The sequence below is a fragment of the Leucobacter triazinivorans genome (assembly GCF_004208635.1).
GTDB lineage: Bacteria > Actinomycetota > Actinomycetes > Actinomycetales > Microbacteriaceae > Leucobacter > Leucobacter triazinivorans.
The window spans coordinates 622,012-642,723 of the sequence record NZ_CP035806.1 but is presented as its reverse complement, the minus strand read 5'-3'; the positions used below and the strand labels follow the sequence as shown (position 1 = coordinate 642,723).

The 20,712-nt window shown below is 70.4% G+C and carries 19 protein-coding genes and 1 tRNA gene; 14 read left to right on the top strand and 6 right to left on the bottom strand.

The features are described 5' to 3' along the window. The first annotated feature begins 46 nt into the window (after positions 1–46). Positions 47–1,408 (top strand): PucR family transcriptional regulator, encoded by a 1,362-nt coding sequence (locus EVS81_RS02920; RefSeq protein ID WP_130109056.1) that lies wholly within the window; start codon positions 47–49, stop codon positions 1,406–1,408. A gap of 65 nt (positions 1,409–1,473) precedes the next feature. Here EVS81_RS02920 and EVS81_RS02915 read toward each other — a convergent pair whose 3' ends face one another. Next, the gene (locus tag EVS81_RS02915; protein WP_130109055.1) at positions 1,474–2,592 is read right to left on the bottom strand and encodes an ATP-binding protein; all 1,119 of its coding nucleotides are present in this window, start codon (positions 2,590–2,592) and stop codon (positions 1,474–1,476) included. Positions 2,593–2,640: 48 nt separating this feature from the next. Between EVS81_RS02915 and EVS81_RS02910 the strand changes: the two genes are divergently transcribed. Together EVS81_RS02910 and gap are read left to right on the top strand one after the other, a co-directional pair. Continuing rightward, the gene (locus EVS81_RS02910) at positions 2,641–3,579 is read left to right on the top strand and encodes a GlxA family transcriptional regulator (protein ID WP_130109054.1); all 939 of its coding nucleotides are present in this window, start codon (positions 2,641–2,643) and stop codon (positions 3,577–3,579) included. A gap of 129 nt (positions 3,580–3,708) precedes the next feature. Continuing rightward, on the top strand, positions 3,709–4,710 hold the full coding sequence (gap, locus tag EVS81_RS02905; protein WP_130109053.1) for a type I glyceraldehyde-3-phosphate dehydrogenase: 1,002 nt from the start codon (positions 3,709–3,711) through the stop codon (positions 4,708–4,710). Between the two features lie 32 nt (positions 4,711–4,742). Here the strand turns inward: gap and EVS81_RS02900 are convergent, their stop codons facing one another. The 4 genes from EVS81_RS02900 to EVS81_RS02885 all read right to left on the bottom strand — a co-directional run bounded on the left by EVS81_RS02900 (position 4,743) and on the right by EVS81_RS02885 (position 6,487). Beyond that, entirely contained in the window at positions 4,743–5,135 is a 393-nt protein-coding gene (locus tag EVS81_RS02900; RefSeq protein WP_130109052.1) for a DUF3054 domain-containing protein, read from the bottom strand. Between the two features lies 1 nt (position 5,136). Next, entirely contained in the window at positions 5,137–5,943 is an 807-nt protein-coding gene (locus tag EVS81_RS02895) for an inositol monophosphatase family protein (protein WP_130109051.1), read from the bottom strand. A 98-nt stretch (positions 5,944–6,041) separates the two neighbouring features. Beyond that, positions 6,042–6,114 (bottom strand) — tRNA-Lys (locus tag EVS81_RS02890). A gap of 124 nt (positions 6,115–6,238) precedes the next feature. Further along, complete coding sequence (locus tag EVS81_RS02885) at positions 6,239–6,487, bottom strand: hypothetical protein (protein ID WP_130109050.1); 249 nt, start codon at positions 6,485–6,487, stop codon at positions 6,239–6,241. Positions 6,488–6,602: 115 nt separating this feature from the next. On the opposite strand from EVS81_RS02885, the gene ilvD reads away from it, so the two are divergent. From ilvD to EVS81_RS02845, 8 genes are all read left to right on the top strand, one after another. Further along, complete coding sequence (gene ilvD / locus EVS81_RS02880) at positions 6,603–8,294, top strand: dihydroxy-acid dehydratase (RefSeq protein ID WP_130109049.1); 1,692 nt, start codon at positions 6,603–6,605, stop codon at positions 8,292–8,294. 54 nt (positions 8,295–8,348) lie between these two features. Next, a complete protein-coding gene (locus tag EVS81_RS02875; protein ID WP_420813249.1) occupies positions 8,349–10,229 on the top strand; it encodes an acetolactate synthase large subunit in 1,881 nt (626 codons plus the stop codon). A 2-nt stretch (positions 10,230–10,231) separates the two neighbouring features. Continuing rightward, entirely contained in the window at positions 10,232–10,741 is a 510-nt protein-coding gene (ilvN, locus tag EVS81_RS02870; protein ID WP_130109047.1) for an acetolactate synthase small subunit, read from the top strand. Positions 10,742–11,030: 289 nt separating this feature from the next. Continuing rightward, complete coding sequence (ilvC, locus tag EVS81_RS02865) at positions 11,031–12,047, top strand: ketol-acid reductoisomerase (protein ID WP_420813274.1); 1,017 nt, start codon at positions 11,031–11,033, stop codon at positions 12,045–12,047. A 358-nt stretch (positions 12,048–12,405) separates the two neighbouring features. Beyond that, positions 12,406–12,735, top strand: a complete 330-nt coding sequence (locus EVS81_RS02860) for a PadR family transcriptional regulator (protein ID WP_130109045.1) — start codon at positions 12,406–12,408, stop codon at positions 12,733–12,735. Between the two features lie 2 nt (positions 12,736–12,737). Beyond that, positions 12,738–13,124, top strand: a complete 387-nt coding sequence (locus EVS81_RS02855; protein WP_130109044.1) for a DUF1048 domain-containing protein — start codon at positions 12,738–12,740, stop codon at positions 13,122–13,124. Next, positions 13,121–13,930 (top strand): ABC transporter ATP-binding protein, encoded by an 810-nt coding sequence (locus tag EVS81_RS02850; protein WP_130109043.1) that lies wholly within the window; start codon positions 13,121–13,123, stop codon positions 13,928–13,930. Before EVS81_RS02855 ends, EVS81_RS02850 begins: the two co-directional genes overlap by 4 nt. Next, entirely contained in the window at positions 13,927–14,700 is a 774-nt protein-coding gene (locus EVS81_RS02845) for an ABC transporter permease (RefSeq protein ID WP_130109042.1), read from the top strand. The genes EVS81_RS02850 and EVS81_RS02845 overlap by 4 nt, the downstream gene beginning before the upstream one ends. A gap of 369 nt (positions 14,701–15,069) precedes the next feature. On the opposite strand, the gene EVS81_RS02840 is transcribed toward EVS81_RS02845, so the two are convergent. After that, complete coding sequence (locus tag EVS81_RS02840) at positions 15,070–17,757, bottom strand: ATP-dependent RNA helicase (RefSeq protein ID WP_130109041.1); 2,688 nt, start codon at positions 17,755–17,757, stop codon at positions 15,070–15,072. A gap of 165 nt (positions 17,758–17,922) precedes the next feature. Here EVS81_RS02840 and EVS81_RS02835 point away from each other — a divergent pair, with 165 nt between their 5' ends. The 3 genes from EVS81_RS02835 to serA all read left to right on the top strand — a co-directional run bounded on the left by EVS81_RS02835 (position 17,923) and on the right by serA (position 20,570). After that, a complete protein-coding gene (locus tag EVS81_RS02835; RefSeq protein ID WP_130109040.1) occupies positions 17,923–18,420 on the top strand; it encodes a hypothetical protein in 498 nt (165 codons plus the stop codon). After that, positions 18,420–18,743, top strand: a complete 324-nt coding sequence (locus EVS81_RS02830; RefSeq protein ID WP_130109039.1) for a hypothetical protein — start codon at positions 18,420–18,422, stop codon at positions 18,741–18,743. Before EVS81_RS02835 ends, EVS81_RS02830 begins: the two co-directional genes overlap by 1 nt. A 234-nt stretch (positions 18,744–18,977) precedes the next feature. After that, positions 18,978–20,570 (top strand): phosphoglycerate dehydrogenase, encoded by a 1,593-nt coding sequence (gene serA, locus EVS81_RS02825; RefSeq protein ID WP_130109038.1) that lies wholly within the window; start codon positions 18,978–18,980, stop codon positions 20,568–20,570. Positions 20,571–20,712: the final 142 nt, after the last annotated feature.

The window sequence follows — 20,712 nt, the reverse complement described above, 5'->3', positions numbered from 1 at the left end:
ACCTCTAACTTGCGCCGAAATGGTTGTATGAAGGTACAATCTATCCATGATCCTCGATGCTGCGGCGTCTGGCGCGCTCGTCACGATAGGCGACCTGATCACGGACGGCACGCTCGAGATCACGGCGGCTGTCCTGCCGGAGGGGGCAGCAGCGCGCCGGATCTCCTGGGTGCACGCGACCGAACAGATCGATCCGAGACCGCATCTTCGCCGCCACGAGCTCGTCTGCACGCTGGGCAGTGCGCTCGTGCGTCCCCGCTCTGCCGAGACGTTCGTCGCAGCCCTGTCGGAGGCGCGCGTCGCCGGGATCGCCTTGGGACTCGGGGAGGTGCACCTCGCACCTCCGGGCGAGCTCGTCGCGGCGTGCGAGCGAGCGGGCATGCCGCTGCTGCTGCTCGATCACGGCGTGCCGTTCCTGGCGGTGAACGACACGGTGTTGAGGCGACGGAGTGAGATCGAGGGCGAGGCGAGGAAGCGGGAGACCGCGCTGCTCTCCCGCCTCCTGGCAACGGCCAGGGAGGGGGCGAGCGAAGACGATCTGCTGCGGGAAGCCGGGGAAGCGCTCGGCGGTCGCCTGAGTCGGGCCGGATCCGATCGCGGTCTCGAGTGGCTGGGCGAGCCGGGCGGCGTGTCGGATGAGTTCGTCGAGCAGCTGCAGAGCGTGCTCGAGTTCTCCGGTCTGGAGCACGCGCGGGAGTCGTCCGAGCAGCAGCTGCGCCTGGGGCAGCTGCTCGATCTGATCGCCGGAGGACTGGCGCTTCCGGCGGCGATCCTGCCGGAGATCCTGTCGCGGGGGCTCGATCAGGAGCGGCTGCGGGTCTCCAGCTGGCCGAGCGGAAGCGAGGGGGCGCTCGGGCGTCGCTGGCAGGGCGCGCTCATCGGGGTCACCGCGCACGAGGTCCTGGTGATCGACGCACCGGGATCCGAGACCTCGTTGCGTGAACTCGGACTCGTGTGCGGATTCAGCTCCGTGGTGGAGATCGGTGAACTGCGGCGCGCCCTCAACGAGTCGAGGTCGGCGCTGCGGCTCGCGCGAAGCCGGGGAGGCGTGGCCGGGCCCAGTCAGCTGGCATCGCTCGGGGCGCTCCTCGAACAGCAGCCCAGCGAGCGGCTCGACCCCTTCATCGAGCAGTTGATGACCCCGATCGTCGAGGCCGATGAGCTCGGACGCGGGGACCTCGTGAAGACTCTCGCGGCCTTCCTCGCCTCGGATCAGCGCCTGCAGGAGACCGCGGATCGGTTGTTCGTGCACGTCAACACGGTGCGGCACAGGCTGAAGCGCATTCGCGAGCTGAGCGGTCGGGATCCGCTGTCGCCGATGGGCGCCGTCGATCTGCGCATCGCGCTCTGGTCCGCGGAGCGTCGGCGTGCGGTCGGGCATCGGCTCATCCGTCCATTGCACCCGTAGCGCATTCGCGCCCCCGATGTGCGCAGCCGCTCACGGCCCTGCCGCGGCCCGACGCGCCGTCCGGTTCAGCGGAGTTCGATCGGCACGTCCGAGCCGCCCTCCCGCGTGAGGCGGGCCCCCATCTGCACGAGCTGCGGCTCGGGTGAGAAGCCGCCGGCGAAGAGCGCTTGGCCCTGCGCGAACGACGGGGCGCGCTCCAGCAGATCCTGGGGCGCGAACCCGAAGATCTGAGCCAGTTCCGCGAGATCCCTCGCCGAGCTCATCTTCATGAGTGCGAGGTTGTCGCACTGCGAGATGACGTTCGGGTGGAGCTTCGACGGGCGCTGCGTCGACAGCAGCAGCCAGATGCCGTACTTGCGGCCCTCGGCCGCGATCTGGATGATGCGTTCCGCGAGCAGGCGCTCGAGCGGCGTTGCGGCGTCGGGGGAGCAGAGATTGTGCGCCTCGTCGATCACGATGAGGCGCCCGACGCGCTCCTCGCGCTGCGCCCACAGCCGGTCGAGCACGGCGAGCGCGGCCGTGCGCATCTGCTCCGCCGACGAGAAGCGGCCGAGGTCGACCACCGTCGCATCGGCCCGGTCGTTGATCACGTCGGTGACGTCGCGCTCGCCGTAGGCCCAGAGATCCCAGTCGGAGATGCCGAGATTCTCGAGCAGCGTTGCGATCCGATCCGCCGAAGGGTCGCCGCTCTCGCGCAGCCACTCGACGAGCGGGCGGTCGAGGTGGTTGAGCAAGTCGGCCTCGACGCGCAGCACCGCGTTGAAGTCGTCGGCGTCGCGCACGGGATCCATCTGCAGCACCGCAGCGCGGGATCTCACGTCCATGTCGACGAAGCGCACGCGCAGCCGGTCGCCGTCGCCGTCGCGCGGCGGTGCCGAGTGCAGCACCCGGATATCGCGCTGCGCGAGCTCCGCCGCAGCCTCTTCAGAGGTGCCCTCGTGCACACTGCCCAGGTGGACGAAATCGGAGTTGGGATCGAGCACCACGATCGGGAGTCGCGTGTGCAGCAGCACCTGCTCGAGCAGCACGCCCAGGGCGTAGGTCTTGCCGGAGCCGCTCTGCCCGCACCAGAACGTGTGGCGGTTGAGGCGCGGCGCGTGCAGTGCGGCCGGCTCCCCGGTGTCGACGAGCGGTTCGGCATCGGCGCTGGCGAGTCGAGTGCCGATGGGCATCTGTGCGGGCATGGCCCCATCTTACGAGGGCGGAGGAGCGCCCCGATACACTGAGGCACCATGAGGCGAGTCGCAGTCGTCGTGCTCGAGGGGGCGAAGCCTCTCGACGTCGGCATCCCGGCCCAGGTCTTCACGACCCGTGCCAGCATGCCCTACTCCGTCGACGTCTGCGGGGTACGGCCCGGGCTCATCGCCGGCGGCGACGGCCTGTCATATCACGTCGCGCACGGGCTCGAGGCGCTGGAGGAGGCGGACCTCGTGTTCGTGCCGGGATACCGGTATCCGGATCGCGAGCGTCCGCCGGAGGCGCTCACCCGCGCGCTGCAGCGCGCGCATGAGCGCGGGGCACGGCTCGCCGCGATCTCGACCGGCGCCTTCGCGCTCGCCGAGACGGGACTGCTCGACGGCCGCCGCGCCACGACGCACTGGCACTACGCCCGGAGCCTCGCGGAGCGCTACCCGCAGGTGCAGGTGGACGACCGCGTGCTCTTCGTCGACGAGGGATCCGTGCTCACCTCGGCCGGGGCGGCGTCGGGGATCGATCTCTGCCTGCACATCCTGCGCAAGGAGGCGGGGGTGGCCGGCGCGAATCATGCGGCCCGGCGCCTTGTCGCCGCGCCGTATCGCAGCGGCGGCCAGGCCCAGTACGTGCCCCAGAGCGTCCCGGAGTCGCACGGGGAGCGTTTCACGCGCACGCGGGAGTGGGCCCTGCGCCGCCTCGGCGAGCCCCTGACGATCGAGCGCCTCGCGGGGCATGCGAGCGTGTCTCCACGCACCTTCTCCCGCCGATTCCGCGATGAGACCGGCTATACGCCGATGCAGTGGATCATGCGGGCGCGCGTCGACCGGGCCCGCGAGCTGCTCGAGGAGACGGATCTCGCGATCGAGGAGATCGCCGCGACGGTCGGTCTCGGCACCGCGACCAATCTGCGGCGCTACTTCCGGCGCGTGCTCGGGACCACCCCGACGGAGTACCGGCGCACCTTCTCGGAGTCGTGAGCCGGGCTCCGGCGACTTTGGCGTGATCCATTCGAACTATGGCATTACAGCCACTGGTCGTGCGCGCAGGAGTGCGCCAGTCTGGACTCCGACACCTCTGAACGCGCTTCTGAAAGGGACCCTGAATTCATGACCGGTCGTGTAGCAATCAATGGCTTCGGACGCATCGGACGCGGCGTGCTCCGCGCCCTCCTCGCGGAGAGGAGCGACCTCGAGGTCGTCGCCATCAACGATCTCACCGACGGTGCCACGCTCGCGCACCTACTGGAGTGGGACAGCGTCTACGGGCGCCTGGGACGCGAGATCTCCTTCGCGGACGGCGAGCTGCGGGTCGACGACCGTCGCATCAAGGTGTTCGCCTCCGCCGATCCGGCCCAGTTGCCCTGGGGCGAGCTCGGCGTCGACGTGGTGCTCGAGTCGACGGGACGCTTCACCCGGGCCGAGGGGGCCCGCAAGCACGTCGAGGCGGGCGCGCGGCGCGTGCTCATCAGCGCGCCGGCGACCGGTGCCGACCTCACCGTCGTCTACGGCGTCAACGACGATCTCTACGATCCCGAGCAGCACGTCATCGTCTCGAACGCCTCGTGCACCACGAACGCGTTCGCGCCGCTCGCCGACGTGCTCGACAGGCTCGCGGGAGTGGAGCACGGCTTCATGACCACCGTGCACGCGTACACGCAGGATCAGAACCTCATCGACGGGCCGCACGGCGACCCGCGCCGCGCGCGGGCGGCCGCGCTCAACATCGTGCCGACCACGACCGGAGCCGCGAAGGCGATCGGTCTCGTGCTGCCGCAGCTTGACGGCAAGCTCGAGGGCACGTCGATCCGGGTCCCCGTGCCCGTCGGATCCATCGTCGAGCTCAACGCGACCGTGTCGCGCGAGGTGACCCTCGACGAGGTGCTCGCAGCCTATCGCGACGCAGCGGCCGAGGGTCCGCTCGCGGGGGTGCTGCAGTACTCGGAGGATCCGCTGGTGTCGTCCGACATCGTCGGCAACCCGTACTCGTCGATCTTCGACTCCGACCTCACGCAGGTCGACGGGCGCTACGTGAAGGTCGTGGCCTGGTACGACAACGAGTGGGGCTTCTCGAATCGAGCCGCCCAGATGCTCGCGAAGCTCGCGAGCTGACCCCGGCGGCGAGGCTCCGCCGCGCGTTCGCGCTACGCGCGGCGGAGCCTCGCGATCAGGGCTGCGAGGGCGCGCCAGCCGAGCAGGAAGGCGCCCAGCGTCAGCGTCGCCACGATCACGAATGGGAGTGCGGTGCCCGCGCCGGTGAGCGCTCGCAGCACCATGCCGATGGCCACGGAGCCGATCCAGAGGGGGATGCCCGTGCGCATCACACTGAGCGGCCGCCGCCACGCAAACGTCGCGCACCACGCGATCGCGAGGCCCGCGAGAAACGGCCAGGCCGTCTCGAGGAGGCCCGCGAGCGTCGCCGCGCGCTCGTGCTCGCTGCGGCCGATGCCCGCGAACAGGGTCACGAGCAGCGCGTCGCACACCGCGGCGAACGCGATCGTCGCCGGGCGCGCGCGGCGCAGCGGTGCGCCGGGCATCTCAGTGCCCCCGCGACGCGGCGATCGTCTCCCGCACCGCATCGTGCAGCGCGCCGTTCGTGGCGAGCGAGCTGCCGTTCCACGCGCTCTCCGAGCCGGCGATGTCGGTGAAGCGGCCGCCGGCCTCGCGCACGATCGGGATCAGCGCGGCGAGGTCGTAGGCCTTCACGTCGAACTCGGCGACGATGTCGACGAGGCCCTCTGCCAGCAGCATGTACGACCACATGTCGCCGTAGGCGCGGTCGCGCCACACCGCTCGGGTCAGTGCGATGAGCGGCTCGAGATGGCCCGCCTGATCCCACTGCTCGATGCTCTGGAAGCTGAGCGAGGCGTGCTCGAGCTGCTGCACCCCGGAGACCCGGAGGCGCCGCGCCGGCTCGCCCGCCCGCTGTCCCCAGGATCCGCCGCCGGTCTCGGCCCACCATCGGGCGCCGAACGCCGGGGCCGACACCACGCCGACCGTGGGCGTGCCGTCCACCTCGAGCGCGATGAGCGTGGCCCAGTTCGGCACGCCGCGCAGGAAGTTCGCGGTGCCGTCGATGGGGTCGACGATCCAGCGGCGCGCGCCCCGATCCTCCCTGCCCGATTCCTCGCCGAAGAAGCCGTCATCGGGTCGTTCGGCCGCGATGCGCGAGCGGATCTCGGCCTCGACGTCCCGATCGGCGTCGGTCACGAACGTGCGGTCCGGCTTGGTCTCGATCGCGAGGTCGGCCGAGCGGAAGCGGGGGAGCGAGACGGCGTCGGCCGCGTCGGCGAGCCGCAGCGCGAAGGCGAGGTCTGCGGAGGGGGTGGGCGGCGGCTGGGTCATCGGCCTCGGCTTCCTCGAGTCGGAACTGAACCGGAGGTGAACGGCACCGCCGGGTACGCGAAAGGCCCGACACGAGGTGTCGGGCCTTTCGCAGTGCGTGCGCCCTCACGGGCTCGAACCGTGGACCCGCTGATTAAGAGTCAGCTGCTCTACCAACTGAGCTAAAGGCGCCTGCTGCTCGCTGAGCAACGAAGAATACTCTAACACGGCTCGGCCCGGCGTGAGAAATCAGGGCATCCTGCCCGGGCGTGGCGGCGGTGTTGCGCGCCTCCGGGAGTACGGAGACGGAGCGCGGCTAGCGTCCGCGCTGCTTCTTGCGCCGTTTGGCGAGCTCCCGTTCGGCATTCTGGGCGGAATCGAACTCCGCATCCTGCTCGTGCATGGCGACGGAGGCGATCGCGAGGGCGAGGCCCGCGAGCCACGCGCCCCAGACGAGCCACCGCCGCCAATCCTGGCGCATGGACTGCGTGCGGCGCGCCGTGCTGACGGCGCCCAGGGCCGCGCCGATGACGCCGGGATTCGTGACGTACTTGCCGATCGACATGTCGACAGCCTACCGGGTGGGGCGACGGCGGGGGAGGGGTGGCCGCACGGCCCGACATGGGATATCGCGGTCGCGCGCGCCCGTGCCGCATGGGCGAGGGCATAGACTGGGGGCCATGTCAGAGATCGATATGAAGCCGCGGAGCCGCGACGTCACCGACGGGATCGAGAAGGCCGCGGCTCGGGGCATGCTCCGAGCCGTCGGCATGGGGGACGAGGACTGGGATAAGCCCCAGATCGGCATCGCGAGCTCGTGGAACGAGATCACGCCGTGCAACCTCAGCCTCGATCGTCTCGCCCAGGGGGCGAAGGAAGGCGTGCACGCCGGTGGCGGCTACCCGCTGCAGTTCGGCACGATCTCGGTCTCCGACGGCATCTCGATGGGGCACGAGGGCATGCACTTCTCCCTCGTCTCCCGCGAGGTCATTGCCGACTCGGTCGAGACGGTCGTCATGGCCGAGCGTCTCGACGGCACGGTCGTGCTCGCGGGCTGCGACAAGTCGCTGCCGGGCATGCTCATGGCGGCCGCCCGCCTCGATCTGGCGTCGGTGTTCCTGTACGCGGGATCGATCGCGCCGGGCTGGGTCAAGCTCTCTGACGGTACCGAGAAGCAGGTCACGATCATCGACGCGTTCGAGGCCGTCGGTGCCTGCGTCGCCGGCACGCTCAGCGAAGAGGACTTGAAGCGGGTCGAGTGCGCGATCGCTCCGGGCGAGGGCGCCTGCGGCGGCATGTACACGGCCAACACGATGGCCTGCGTCGCCGAGGCGCTCGGCATGAGCCTCCCCGGCTCGGCGGCGCCGCCGAGCGCCGACCGCCGTCGCGACTACTACGCGCATCGCTCGGGGGAGGCCGTGGTCAACATGCTGCGCCAGGGCATCACCACTCGCGACATCCTGACGAAGCAGGCGTTCGAGAACGCGATCACCGTCGCCATGGTGCTCGGGGGCTCGACGAACGCCGTGCTGCACCTGCTCGCCATCGCGCGGGAGGCCGAGGTCGAGCTGACGCTGGACGACTTCACACGCATCGGTGCGAAGACGCCTCACCTCGCCGACATGAAGCCCTTCGGTCAGTACGTGGCCGAGGACTTCGACCGAGTGGGCGGTATGCCCGTGATCATGAAGGCGCTGCTCGACGCCGGGCTGCTGCACGGCGATGCGCTCACCGTGACCGGTCGGACCGTGGCCGAGAACCTCGCAGACGTCGACTCGACGCTCGACGGCAAGGTCATCCGCACGCTCGACGATCCGCTGCACGCGAACGGCGGCCTCACGATCCTCAGCGGATCGCTGGCCCCCGAGGGTGCGGTCGTGAAGACGGCGGGCTTCGACGCGGAGCGGTTCGAGGGCCCGGCGCGGGTCTTCGAGCGCGAGCGAGCGGCCATGGACGCCCTCGAGCAGGGGCGCATCCAGAAGGGCGACATCGTGGTGATCCGCTACGAAGGCCCGAAGGGCGGGCCGGGGATGCGCGAGATGCTCGCGATCACGGCGGCCATCAAGGGCGCGGGGCTCGGAAAAGATGTACTACTATTGACGGACGGACGATTCTCGGGCGGCACAACCGGCCTCTGCATCGGCCACATCGCACCCGAGGCGACGGACGGCGGTCCGATCGCCCTGGTCCGCGACGGAGACCTGATTCGGGTCGATATCGTCGCACGAACGCTCGATCTGCTGGTAGATCCCGCTGAGCTCGAGGCCCGACGAGACCGCTGGGCCCCGCTTCCCCCGCGATACACGCGCGGTGTTCTGGCGAAGTACGCGAAGCTCGTGCGCTCGGCCTCCGAGGGTGCCGTCACCGGTTGATCCGGCCCGGTCGGGTTCGATCGGGATCGCTCGCTGCGGCGAGGATCCGGATCGATGCCGCGCCCCGCACGGATCCCGCCGCCGTTCGCCGGCACCCCGTCCCATCGCCCGAAACCTCTAGTGAGAAAGCAAGCAATGACCTCGGATTCGAGTGCAACACCCTCACCGGCCTCCGCAACTCCTCGCGGTGAACGGATCACCGGCGCCCAGGCGGTCGTGCGCAGCCTCGAGGCGCTCGGCGTCGGCGACGTCTTCGGGCTGCCGGGCGGCGCGGTGCTGCCCCTCTACGACACCCTCATGGATGCCGGATCGCTGCGCCACGTGCTCGTGCGCCATGAGCAGGGCGGCGGCCACGCCGCCGAGGGCTTCGCGGCCGCCGGCGGCAAGGTCGGCGTCTGCATCGCCACCTCGGGCCCCGGCGCCACGAACCTCGTCACGGCGATTGCCGATGCCTACATGGACAGCGTGCCGATGCTCGCCATCACGGGGCAGGTCTTCTCCCACCTCATGGGGACGGACGCCTTCCAGGAAGCCGACATCGTGGGCATCACGATGCCGATCACGAAGCACTCCTTCCTCGTGAAGCGCCCCGAGGACGTGCCGGGCGCGATCGCGGCCGCCTACCACCTGGCGTCGACCGGTCGCCCGGGGCCCGTGCTCGTCGACATCACGAAGGACGCCCAGGAGGGCGAGTTCGACTTCGTGTGGGATCCCCGCGTCGAGCTCGCGGGCTATCGTCCCATCACGAAGGCGAACAGCAAGCAGATCCAGGCTGCGGCAGACCTCATCGCCTCCGCCGAGCGACCCGTGTTCTACGTGGGCGGCGGCGTGGGCCGCGCCGGCGCATCGGACGAACTGCTGCAGCTCGCCGAACTCGTGGGCGCGCCCGTCGTGACGACGCTCATGGCCCGCGGCGTCTTCCCCGACTCGCACCCGCAGCACCTCGGCATGCCCGGCATGCACGGCACCGTCCCCGCGGTGCTCGCGCTGCAGGAGTCCGATCTGCTCATCACCCTCGGTGCGCGCTTCGACGACCGGGTCACCGGCCGCGCGGCGCTGTTCGCGCCCGATGCGAAGGTCATCCACGCCGACATCGATCCCGCCGAGATCGGCAAGATCCGCACGGCCGACGTGCCGATCGTGGGCGACGCCGCAGAGGTGATCTCGGACCTGATCGCCGCGGTGTCGACCGCCAGGCTCGGCCGCGAATTCGCCGATCTCAGCGCGTGGTGGGAGCGCCTGCGTCTGCTGCAGGATCGCTTCCCGCTGGGCTACCAGGAGACGAGCGACGGCCTGCTCTCGCCCCAGTACGTGATCCAGCGCATCGGCGAGCTCACGGGGCCGGAGGGCGTCTACGCCGCGGGCGTGGGGCAGCACCAGATGTGGGCCGCCCAGTTCATCAAGTACGAGCGCCCCAACGCGTGGCTGAACTCCGGCGGCGCCGGCACCATGGGATACGCGGTGCCCGCCGCGATGGGCGCGAAGGTCGCCGAGCCCGAGCGCACCGTGTGGGCGATCGACGGCGACGGCTGCTTCCAGATGACCAACCAGGAGCTCGCCACCTGCGTGGTGAACGACATCCCCATCAAGGTGGCGGTGATCAACAACTCGTCGCTGGGCATGGTGCGCCAGTGGCAGACGCTCATCTACGACGGCCGGTACTCCAACACCGAGCTCAACACCGGTCACGGCTCGCGCCGGGTGCCCGACTTCGTCAAGCTGGGCGAAGCATACGGCTGCCTCTCGATCCGCGTCGAGCGCGAGGACCAGGTCGACGACGCGATCAAGCTCGCGCTCGAGACCAACGATCGCCCCGTCGTCATCGACTTCGTCGTGAGCGCCGACGCGATGGTATGGCCGATGGTGCGTCAGGGCACCTCCAACAGCGACATCCAGTACGCCCTCGAGCACAGCCCCGAGTGGGGAGAGGAGTAATCATGAGCCGCCACGTACTCAGCCTCCTCGTCGAGGACAAGCCCGGCCTGCTGACGCGGGTCGCGGGGCTCTTCGCGCGCCGCGGGTTCAACATCGAGTCGCTCGCCGTGGGGCCGACCGAGATGCGCGGGCTGTCGCGCATCACGGTGGTCGTCGACGAGGATGAGGTGCTGCTCGAGCAGGTCACGAAGCAGTTGAACAAGCTCGTCAATGTGATCAAGATCGTCGAGCTCGACGAGTCGACCTCGGTGCAGCGCGAGCACGTGCTCATCAAGGTACGGGCCGACAACCAGTCGCGCTCGCACGTGCTGGAGGCCGTGACGCTCTTCCGCGCCCGCGTCGTGGACGTCGTGCCCGAAGCGCTCACGATCGAGGTCACGGGCGACAGCGGCAAGATCGACGCCTTCCTCAAGGTGCTCGACCAATACGGCATCAAGGAGATCGCGCAGTCCGGCCTCATCGCCATGGGGCGCGGCTCGAAGTCGATCACCGAGCGCGTCTTCAAGAACTGACGGCCGGCGAAGCCGGTTGTCATCCTGCGGCCGCGAAGCCAGTAGTCATCCTGCGGCCGGCGAAGCCAGTAGTCATCCTGCGGCCGCGAAGCCAGTAGTCATCCTGCGGCCGCGAAGCGGATCGCAGGATCCCGATCCAGAACACAACCGAATAGTCGCCCCGCCCGGTGAGCGAAGCGAGTCGAGACCGCGAGACAGCCGCCCCGATTTCGGCTCCGCTCAATCGGCGGACGCATCAGACACCGAGAACCAACGAACCGCACAACACAAGGAGAACCCAGTGGCAGAGATGTACTACGACGCCGACGCCGACCTCTCGATCATCCAGGGCAAGAAGGTGGCCGTGGTGGGCTACGGCTCCCAGGGCCACGCGCACGCCATGAACCTGCGCGACTCGGGTGTCGAGGTCGTCATCGCCCTCAAGGAGGGCTCGAAGTCGATCCAGAAGGCCGAGGAGGCGGGCTTCGAGGTCAAGACCGTGGCCGACGCCGCCGAGTGGGCCGACCTCATCATGATCCTCGCGCCCGACCAGCACCAGCGCGCCATCTACACCGAGTCGATCGCGGACAAGCTGACCCCGGGCAAGACCCTGGCGTTTGCGCACGGCTTCAACATCCGTTTCGGCTACATCGAGGCGCCCGAGGGCGTCGACGTGATCCTCGTCGCCCCCAAGGCTCCCGGCCACACCGTGCGCCGCGAGTTCGAGGCCGGCCGCGGTATCCCCGACATCATCGCCGTCGAGGTCGACGCTTCGGGCACCGCCTGGCAGACCGCGATCTCCTACGCGAAGGCGATCGGCGGTACACGCGCCGGCGTCATCAAGACCACCTTCACCGAGGAGACCGAGACGGACCTCTTCGGCGAGCAGGCCGTGCTCTGCGGTGGCATGAGCCACCTCGTGCAGGCCGGGTTCGAGACCCTCACCGAGGCCGGCTACCAGCCCGAGATCGCCTACTTCGAGGTGCTGCACGAGCTCAAGCTCATCGTCGACCTCATGTGGGAGGGCGGCATCGCCAAGCAGCGCTGGAGCATCTCCGACACCGCCGAGTACGGCGACTACGTGTCGGGCCCCCGGGTGATCGACGCGGGCGTCAAGGAGCGCATGCAGGGCGTGCTCGCCGACATCCAGTCGGGCGCGTTCGCCAAGCGCTTCATCGAGGACCAGGACAACGGCGGCGTCGAGTTCCAGGAGCTGCGCGCCAAGGAGGAGCAGCACCCGATCGAGAAGACCGGCGTCGAGCTGCGCAAGCTCTTCGCGTGGCAGCAGTCCGACGACGACTACACCGACGGCAGCGCCGCCCGCTGATCAACTCGTCGGGGGTGCCGTCGGTGTAGTCGGAACGACTGCGTTTTCTGTCGCAGACCGCGAGCGGTCTGCGTGAACCGACGGCAGCGCCGCGCGCTGATCGACTCGTCGGGGGTGCCGTCGGTGTAGTCGGAACGACTGCGTTTTCTGTCGCAGACCGCGAGCGGTCTGCGTGAACCGACGGCAGCGCCGCGCGCTGATCGACTCGTCGCCTCTCGTGACAGGCGCCCGGGGATGCTCCCCGGGCGCCTGTTGCGTTTCCGGAGGTTTCGGCCGGCGCGGTATTCAGTGTTGCTCACTACCACTACTCAGTGTTACTGTGTAGTGGTAATCAGTGACAGTGAGTAGTGGAGGTGCGGTGGTCCGGCAGATGACGGAGATGCTCAAGGGCGTGCTCGAGGGGATCGTGCTCGCGATCATCGCCGCGCGCCCCGCGTACGGCTACGAGATCACCGCGGCCCTGCGCGAGCGGGGCTTCGCCGATATCGCCGAGGGGACGGTGTACGCGCTCCTGGTGCGGATCGAGCAGCGAGGGTACGTCGACGTGGAGAAGGTCCCGTCCGAGAAAGGGCCCCCGCGCAAGGTGTTCGCGCTCAATGCGTCGGGCCGTGCGCGACTCGACGAGTTCTGGGAGACCTGGGGCTTTCTCGCTGAGCGACTGGAGCACCTCCGAGAGGAAGAGGAATAGACATGGCCGCGAAGTGGATCGAGGCCCTCACCGGGCCGCTCGAGCAGAAGAAGCAGTACCGCCTGGCGAAGGCGCGGCTCGACGGCTTGCCCGAGCCGTATCGCGGTGCCGCGAGCGCGTGCAATCGCTACCTCACCTACTCCGGCGGGGTCACCGATGGCGACACGCTCGTGCAGATGTGCACCGACCTCGTCGACCTGTGGGAGCGCGCGGCGGTCGACGGCACGCCCGTGGCCGACATCGTCGGCGAGGATCCGGTCGAGTTCGTCGAGAGCTTCGCGCTGGCCTACGGCGGGAAGCGCTGGATCGACAAGGAGCGCGAGCGCCTCACGCGGGCCGTCGACGAGGCCCGGCGCGCGCAGGGCGGGCGAGGAAGCGTGGGGGCATGACGGAGGCGGCCATCCGCGTGCGGGGCCTGCGGAAGGCCTTCGCCGGCGTGGAGGTGCTTCGCGGCGTGGATCTCGAGGTGAGCCGCGGCAGCGTCTTCGCGCTGCTCGGATCGAACGGGGCGGGGAAGACGACGGCGGTGCGGATCCTGTCCACCCTGCTGCGCGCCGACGCGGGCACGGCCGAGGTCGCCGGCTTCGACGTCGCCGCCCGACCGGATCGGGTGCGCCAGTCGATCAGCCTCACCGGGCAGTTCGCGGCAGTCGACGAGGTGCTCAGCGGCCGCGAGAACCTCGCGATGATCGCGCGGCTCCGGCATCAGGCAGCCCCGGGCGCGATCGCGCACGAGATGCTCGCCCGCTTCTCGCTCGCCGAGGCGGGGGAGAAACGGGTCGCCGCCTACTCGGGAGGCATGCGCCGCCGCCTCGACATCGCCATGAGCCTCATCGGCGATCCCGCCGTGGTCTTTCTCGACGAGCCGACGACGGGACTCGACCCCCGGGCGCGCATCGAGGTCTGGCGCGCCGTCGCCGAGCTCGCCCGGGGCGGCACCACGGTGCTGCTCACCACGCAGTACCTCGAGGAGGCCGAGCAGCTCGCCGACCGCATCGCGATCCTGCACGAGGGCCGCATCATCGTCGAGGGCACCCTCGACGAGCTGAAGCGCCTGCTGCCGCCGGCAAAGGTCGAGTACGTCGAGAAGCAGCCCTCCCTGGAAGAGATCTTCCTGTCGATCGTCGGCGGCGAGCGAGACGCGGACGGCCGGACCGGGAACGCCCGAGGCGGCGAGGAGGGGATCCCATCATGACCGCTCACGCGCTCGGCGACACGGCCGTGCTCACGGGCCGGTCCCTGCGCCACGTCCTGCGCAGCCCGGACACCATCATCACCACGGCGGTCATGCCGATCGCCTTCCTGCTGCTGTTCGTCTACGTGTTCGGCGGCGCCATCGACACCGGCCAGGGCGCGGGAAGCGTCGGCTACGTGGACTACCTGCTGCCGGGGATCCTCCTCATCACGGTCGCCTCCGGCATCGCGTACACGGCGTTCCGGCTGTTCACCGACATGCAGGGCGGGATCGTCGAGCGCTTCCGGTCCATGCCGATCGCGCGTTCCAGCGTGCTGTGGGCGCACGTGCTCACCTCGCTCGTCGCGATCCTCGTCTCGCTCGTGATCGTCACCGGCGCGGCGATCCTCATGGGGTTCCGCTCGAGTGCCGGGCTCCTGGAATGGCTCGCGGTCGCGGGCATCCTCCTGCTGGTCACCCTTACTCTGACCTGGGTCGCCGTGATCCCGGGGCTCACCGCGAAGACCGTCGACGGCGCGAGCGCATTCTCCTACCCGCTCATCTTCCTGCCGTTCCTCAGCTCCGCGTTCGTGCCCACGGACTCCATGCCCGGTCCGGTGAGATGGTTCGCCGAGCACCAGCCGGTGACGGCGATCGTCGACGCGCTCCGCGGGTTGCTCGCGGGGCAGCCGGTCGGCGCCGACATCTGGATCGCGCTCGTCTGGTGCCTCGGTGCGCTGGTCGTCGCCTACGCCGTCGCGATGGCGGTCTACCGGCGGAAGGTCGACTGAGACGATCCGTGGGGAGCCCCTGCGGATTCCTGCCGGAGAGGTTTCCTGCCTGAGATGATTCCTGCCGGAGAGGTTTCCTGCCGGAAGGACTCCTGCCGGAAGGACTCCTGCCCGGAATGATTCCTTCCCGAGATCCCGTTTTCTGTCGCAGGGCGTCCTCGATTGCGACAGAAAACGGGATCTCGGCGGTAGGGGTGAGACCAGGATCTCAGCGGACGGCGAGAGGGGAGAAGGGGGAGAAGGGGGAGAAGCGGGATCCGCGTCAGGAGCGGGAGAAGCGGGATCCGCGTCAGGAACGGGAGAAGCGAGATCCGCGGGAGGAGCGGGAGAAGCGGATCCGCGGGAGAAGCGGGAGAAGCGGGATCCGCGTCAGGAGCGGCGCTTCGTGCGCGCGGTGGCCTCGGCGGTCCAGGGATCCTCTGGCCAGGGGTGCTTCGGGTAGCGGCCGCGCATCTCGCGGCGCACCTGCTGGTACGGGCCGTTCCAGAACGATGACAGGTCGTCGGTGACGGCGAGCGGGCGGCGTGCGGGGGAGAGCAGGTGGAACAGGATCGGAATCCGTCCGTCGATCAGCCGCGGGGTCTGCGCGAGGCCGAAGAGCTCCTGCAGCTTCACCGCGACGACGGGTCGCCCTGCATCGGCGCCCCCGTTCGGGTCCGGATACTCGATCCGCACCGTCGATCCCGAGGGCACCGCGAGGCGCTCGGGTGCGAGCTCGTCGAGTCGCGCCGCGTCGGGCCAGGGCAGCAGGCGGCGCAGGGCCGCGGCCGCGTCGATGCGATGGAGGGAGGCGTCCGGTCGCAATCGCTCGAGGTCCGGCCCGAGCCAGTCCTCGATCCCGCGCAGCAGGGACGCGTCGTCCATCGCCGGCCAGGGCGCGCCGAGCTCGCGGTGCAGCAGCGCGAGACGGGCCCGCAGGGCGGATCCCGCCTCTGACCACTGCAGCGCTCCGAGACCCGCCTCCCGCAGGTGGGCGGCGAACGCCGGGCCGGTATCCTCGGCCGTGGGGCTCACGGGCGTTGAGACGAGCAGGATCGCGCCGAGCCGGCGCTGCTCGCGCACGCGCACCCGGCCGTCCTCGATGCGCGCGGATCGCTGACGCGTGACGAGCCGCCCTGCGCAGTGCAGAGCGTGCTCCTCGGTCAGCGGTGCGGCGAGCCGGATCACCGCACCCGTCCCGTCCGCGACGCGGCCGTCGACGCGCTGCACCTCCCGCACCGCGACCCACTCGCTCGCCAGGAGCCCGCTGCCCTCCGGAAGGGCTGCCCGGGTGCCGCTCGCAAGCAGGTAGGCGCGGGACCCGTCTCCCACTCTTCGCGCGATCCACTCGGGCCTGGCCAGCGCCACGACGACGCCGGGAAGGCCTGTGCGAGCCGCAGCGCGGCCCGCGGGCGTCTCGGCCTCCGCGATGCGCTCGAGGCGCCGGCTCTCTCGGCGCCAGCGAGCCGACCCGGGTGCGCGGCCGGAGCGCAGTTCTCGGAGCAGTCGGGGCAGGTCGGCGCCCGGATCGCGGTGGTCGTCCGAGATCGCCGCCACAACCTCGGCGACGGTGCGCGCGTCATCCAGGAGGGCCGTGCCCTCGAGCAGGGCTCTCGCCTCTCGGACGCCCACCGGCAGCCGCGCGATGTGCGCGCCCAGTGAGGTGGGGCGGCCCGCTGCGTCGATCAGCTGCAGCGCACCCAGCACCGCCACGGCCTCTCGCATGGCCGCTGCCGGTGGGAGTGTCGGTAGGGCCAGCCCGGCACCCTCGGGCGTGCCCCACGCGGCGAGCAGCAGAGCCGCATCGGTGAGGTCGGCGGAGGAGATCTCGGGCATCGCCGCGGCCGGCATTCGGGCGTAGTCGGCCTCGGAGTACACGCGCACGGCGCGTCCCGGCGCCTGACGGGCCGCGCGCCCGGCGCGCTGCTCGGCGCTCGCCTGCGAGGCGCTCACGGTGACGAGTCCGGTCATGCTCCTCGCCCGGTCGCGGCGCAGCTCGCGCGCGAGGCCTGAATCGACCACGAGGCGCACTCCGGGAACGGTGAGCGAGCTCTCGGCCAGTGCGGTGCTCACCACGATGCGCGGGGGATCCCCCGGTCCTCGGCCGCGCACCGCGCGATCCTGCTCGCGCGCGGGAAGGCGTCCGTGCAGCGCCAGAATCTCGACGGCCGGCTCCCGTCCCTCTGGAAGAGCCTCCGTCCTCAGCAGTCGCACGACCTCGTCCACCTCGCGCGCGCCCGGTACGAATACCAGCGCGTCGCACCGCTCGGCCCGCTGCGCAGCGACGGTGACGCGGGCGAGGTGCGCGAGGTACTCCCGGGCGACGCCCCGCCGGTCCACACGCTCGCCGGTGAACGGGGCGTAGTCGAGGCGCAGCGGGTGCAGCGGGGACGGGACGTCGACGACACGCGCGGGCACGGATCCAGCAGTCCCGGCGCCCGCGGCAGTCCCGGCATCCCCGGCAGTCCCGGTATCCCCGGCAGTCCCGGTATCTCCGGCAGTCCCGGTATCCCCGGCATCCCCGGCATCCCCGGCAGAGCCCAGCAGCTCCGCGGTGCGGGCCGAGTCGAGCGTCGCGGACATCGCCACCACGATCAGGTCCTCCCGCAGCTGCCGCAGCTCGGAGACCATGCCGAGCAGCAGGTCGCCGTCGAGCGAGCGCTCGTGCACCTCGTCGAGGATGACGGCGCCGACGCCCGCGAGCGACGGATCGGCGAGTAACCTGCGCAGCAGCACGCCGGGCGTGACCGCCTCGATCCGGGTGGTGTCGCCGACCCGTCGCTCGCCGCGCACCGTGAAACCGACGTGCCCGCCCAGCGCGCTCCCGTCGAGTTCCGCGATGCGCGAGGCCGCGGCCCGCACGGCCACCCGGCGCGGCTGGGTGAGGAGCACCCGGTCGGATCCGATCCCGCGCGCCGCGAGCAGATTCGCCACGAGCGGCGGCACGAGGGTGGTCTTGCCGGTGCCGGGCGGCGCCGTGACGACCATGGCGCCCGACGCCGCAGCCGACTCCAGTTCGGCGCGGGAGGCGCCGACGGGCAGGCCCGCACCGATCGCGTCGAGGTCGAAGAGGTGCACCACACCAGCCTAGAGCCGCGTCGGCGCCGCCCGGGAAGGCCGCCTGGGAAGGCTGCCCGGGAAGGCCGCCCGGGTGTGCGCGAGGCGGACCCGCACCCGCAGGCCGGTGCGCAGCCGCTCCGCGCTCACCGGGGTCTCCGAGCCGCGGATCGCTAGGGTGGAACCATGCGAAAGAAGACGGCCCGCGAGACGCGCGAGAGTGTGCTCGCGAGCGGCTGGACGGTGGAGGCCGATCCCGAGACCGCGGCACCCGCAGCGGGCGCCGCCCCTGCCGAGTCCCCGAACGATGCCGATGCCGATGCCGACGCGGGTGCGGTGCCCCGTGACGACGAATCGGACGTCGCGGCGCGCCCAGAGCTCAGCAACGGTGCGCTCGTGATGCTCGGGGTCTTCGGCGGCCTCTATCTGCTCTACGCCTGGATCTGGCTGAGCTGGGCGCAGTTCTACGCCGGTGTGAACGCCGAGCTCGCCGCTGCGAGCGGGGCGCTCGGCGCCCTGCTGCAGCAGCTCGTGTTCTGGGCGGCGCCGCTCGCGCCCCTGCTCTGGTTCCTCGCCGCGCTGCTGCTCAATCGCGAGGCGGGCGCCCGCAGGATGGCGCTCTGGATCGTGATCGGAGCGGTCGTGCTGCTGCCGCTTCCGGTCTTCGCGGGGGGCGGTTCCTGATGGCGGGCCGGATCTTCGCCTGGACTATCGGCATCCTGCTCACCGGTCTGTACATCTCCACCGTGGTCGCGGGGATCGGCAACCTCGTGCTGCTGCCCCAAATGGCGGCGACGATGGGGCTGTCGATGACCCCCGCCGGATGGTTCTGGCTGGGATTCGGGGTGCTGCTGCCGGTGGTGGTGTTCTCGCTCTCGCTCTTCCTCGCCAGGGGGCGGACGGCGGCGCTGCGGGTGCTGGTGCTCGCCGCGGGCCTCGGCGTGGTCGCCGCTGTGCAGCTCGAAGTGATGCACCTCGTGCCCCAGTCCGGGTTCTTCGCCTCCTGAGCGTCGCTGCGATATCCGAATCGCGGAGACTCTCGGGACGCAGATGGAGCGAGGAGTGCAGCGATGCGTCGGATCCCCCCTCGGCGCAGCGAGGGTCCTGACGAGACTCGAGCGGGTGCGGCGAGAGGGAATCCGCCGTGCCCGGAAGATTCGGGAACCCTTCGCGGGGTAGACTGAAACCCCGGTGCTGCGCGCCGGGTCGTTTTTTGCCGCCGACTCCGAAGGAACCGCTTGATGTCTGCGCCGGTCGTGCTGATCGCCGAACAACTCTCGCCCGCCACCATCGCCGCGCTCGGCCCCGACTTCGAGGTGGTGCACGTCGACGGGACCGACCGCGACGCGCTGCGCTCGGCGCTCCAGGCAGCCGACGCGGTGCTCGTGCGCTCCGCCACGCAGATCGACGCCGAGGCGCTCGGCTGGGCGCCGCGGCTGAAGATCGTGGCCCGGGCGGGTGTCGGCCTCGACAACGTCGACATCAAGGCCGCCACCCAGGCGGGCGTCATGGTGGTCAACGCCCCCACATCCAACATCATCAGCGCCGCCGAGCTCACCGTCTCGCACATCCTGGGACTCGCGCGTCACCTGCCGCGGGCCCACGCCTCGCTCTCCGCGGGGGAGTGGAAGCGCTCGTCGTTCACCGGCGTCGAGCTCTACGAGAAGACGGTCGGGATCATCGGTCTCGGTCGCATCGGAGCGCTCGTCGCAGAACGTCTGCGCGGCTTCGGGGTGGAGCTCGTCGCCTACGACCCCTACGTCACCGCGACGCGCGCCCAGCAGCTCGGGGTGCAGCTCGTCACCCTCGACGAGCTGGTCGAGCGCGCCGATTTCCTCACAATCCACATGCCCCGCACTCCCGAGACCCTCGGGATGATCGGGGCCGAGCAGCTGCGTGCCATGAAGCCCTCCGCCTACGTCGTGAACGTGGCACGCGGCGGCCTGATCGACGAGCACGCGCTCACCGAGGCGCTGAACGAGGGCCAGATCGCCGGCGCGGCGCTCGATGTGTTCATGCACGAGCCGCCGGCCGACACCTCGCTGACCGGACTGCCGAACGTCAACGTCACTCCGCACCTCGGCGCGTCGACCGCCGAAGCCCAGGAGAAGGCGGGCGTCTCGGTGGCGAAGTCGGTGCGCCTCGCGCTCGCCGGCGATCTCGTGCCCGATGCGGTGAACGTGGCCGGCGGCGTCATCGACGAGTACGTGCGCCCCGGCCTGCCGCTCACGGAGAAGCTCGGACAGGTCTTCGCGGGTCTCGCGGACGGCCCGCTCGCCTCGCTCGACATCGAGGTGCACGGAGAGCTCGCCGAGCGCAACGTCGAGGCTCTGCGGCTCGCCGCGCTCAAGGGCATCTTCTCGAAGATCGTCAGCGAGCCGGTCTCATACGTCAACGCGCCCCTGCTCGCCGAGCAGCGGGACGTCGAGGTGCGGTTCACCGTCGACGCGCTCTCCGAGAGCTACCGCAACGTCATCACGATCCGCGGTTCGCTGACCGACGGCACCCAAGTCTCGGTCTCGGGTACGCTCACCGGTCCGAAGCAGATCGAGAAGATCGTCGAGATCAACGGCTACGACGTCGAGCTGCCCATCCCCGAGCACCTCGTCGTCTTCAGCTACACGGACCGCCCGGGCATCGTCGCCGTCTACGGCAGCCTGCTCGGCGAGGCCGGCGTCAATATCGCGGGACTGCAGATCGCCCGCGACGAGAAGAAGGGCACCGCGCTCTCGGTGCTCTCGGTCGACGCGCTGGTCGATGAGTCGATCATCGAGCGGCTGCGCGAGGCCATCGGCGCCGAGCGGCTGGTGACGATCGACGTCGACGCGCTGTAGTCGCGGTACGCACTCGCACTCGGGGAGGCGATCGGCGCCCAGGAGTACACGATCTGCAGAATCGTCCTCCTGGGTGTCGATCGCCCATCTGAGCCTCGCAGAGGCTGGTGCGAGGGGTGACTCGGTCCGTGGATCGGCGTAG

What these genes read in the sequence shown, in the direction of transcription:
- EVS81_RS02920 (WP_130109056.1), top strand. Translation starts at nt 47, where the DNA reads ATGATCCTCGATGCTGCGGCGTCTGGCGCGCTCGTCACGATAGGCGAC.
- EVS81_RS02915 (WP_130109055.1), bottom strand. Translation starts at nt 2,592, where the DNA reads ATGCCCGCACAGATGCCCATCGGCACTCGACTCGCCAGCGCCGATGCC.
- EVS81_RS02910 (WP_130109054.1), top strand. Translation starts at nt 2,641, where the DNA reads ATGAGGCGAGTCGCAGTCGTCGTGCTCGAGGGGGCGAAGCCTCTCGAC.
- gap (WP_130109053.1), top strand. Translation starts at nt 3,709, where the DNA reads ATGACCGGTCGTGTAGCAATCAATGGCTTCGGACGCATCGGACGCGGC.
- EVS81_RS02900 (WP_130109052.1), bottom strand. Translation starts at nt 5,135, where the DNA reads ATGCCCGGCGCACCGCTGCGCCGCGCGCGCCCGGCGACGATCGCGTTC.
- EVS81_RS02895 (WP_130109051.1), bottom strand. Translation starts at nt 5,943, where the DNA reads ATGACCCAGCCGCCGCCCACCCCCTCCGCAGACCTCGCCTTCGCGCTG.
- EVS81_RS02885 (WP_130109050.1), bottom strand. Translation starts at nt 6,487, where the DNA reads ATGTCGATCGGCAAGTACGTCACGAATCCCGGCGTCATCGGCGCGGCC.
- ilvD (WP_130109049.1), top strand. Translation starts at nt 6,603, where the DNA reads ATGTCAGAGATCGATATGAAGCCGCGGAGCCGCGACGTCACCGACGGG.
- EVS81_RS02875 (WP_420813249.1), top strand. Translation starts at nt 8,349, where the DNA reads ATGCCGCGCCCCGCACGGATCCCGCCGCCGTTCGCCGGCACCCCGTCC.
- ilvN (WP_130109047.1), top strand. Translation starts at nt 10,232, where the DNA reads ATGAGCCGCCACGTACTCAGCCTCCTCGTCGAGGACAAGCCCGGCCTG.
- ilvC (WP_420813274.1), top strand. Translation starts at nt 11,031, where the DNA reads ATGTACTACGACGCCGACGCCGACCTCTCGATCATCCAGGGCAAGAAG.
- EVS81_RS02855 (WP_130109044.1), top strand. Translation starts at nt 12,738, where the DNA reads ATGGCCGCGAAGTGGATCGAGGCCCTCACCGGGCCGCTCGAGCAGAAG.
- EVS81_RS02850 (WP_130109043.1), top strand. Translation starts at nt 13,121, where the DNA reads ATGACGGAGGCGGCCATCCGCGTGCGGGGCCTGCGGAAGGCCTTCGCC.
- EVS81_RS02845 (WP_130109042.1), top strand. Translation starts at nt 13,927, where the DNA reads ATGACCGCTCACGCGCTCGGCGACACGGCCGTGCTCACGGGCCGGTCC.
- EVS81_RS02835 (WP_130109040.1), top strand. Translation starts at nt 17,923, where the DNA reads ATGCGAAAGAAGACGGCCCGCGAGACGCGCGAGAGTGTGCTCGCGAGC.
- EVS81_RS02830 (WP_130109039.1), top strand. Translation starts at nt 18,420, where the DNA reads ATGGCGGGCCGGATCTTCGCCTGGACTATCGGCATCCTGCTCACCGGT.
- serA (WP_130109038.1), top strand. Translation starts at nt 18,978, where the DNA reads ATGTCTGCGCCGGTCGTGCTGATCGCCGAACAACTCTCGCCCGCCACC.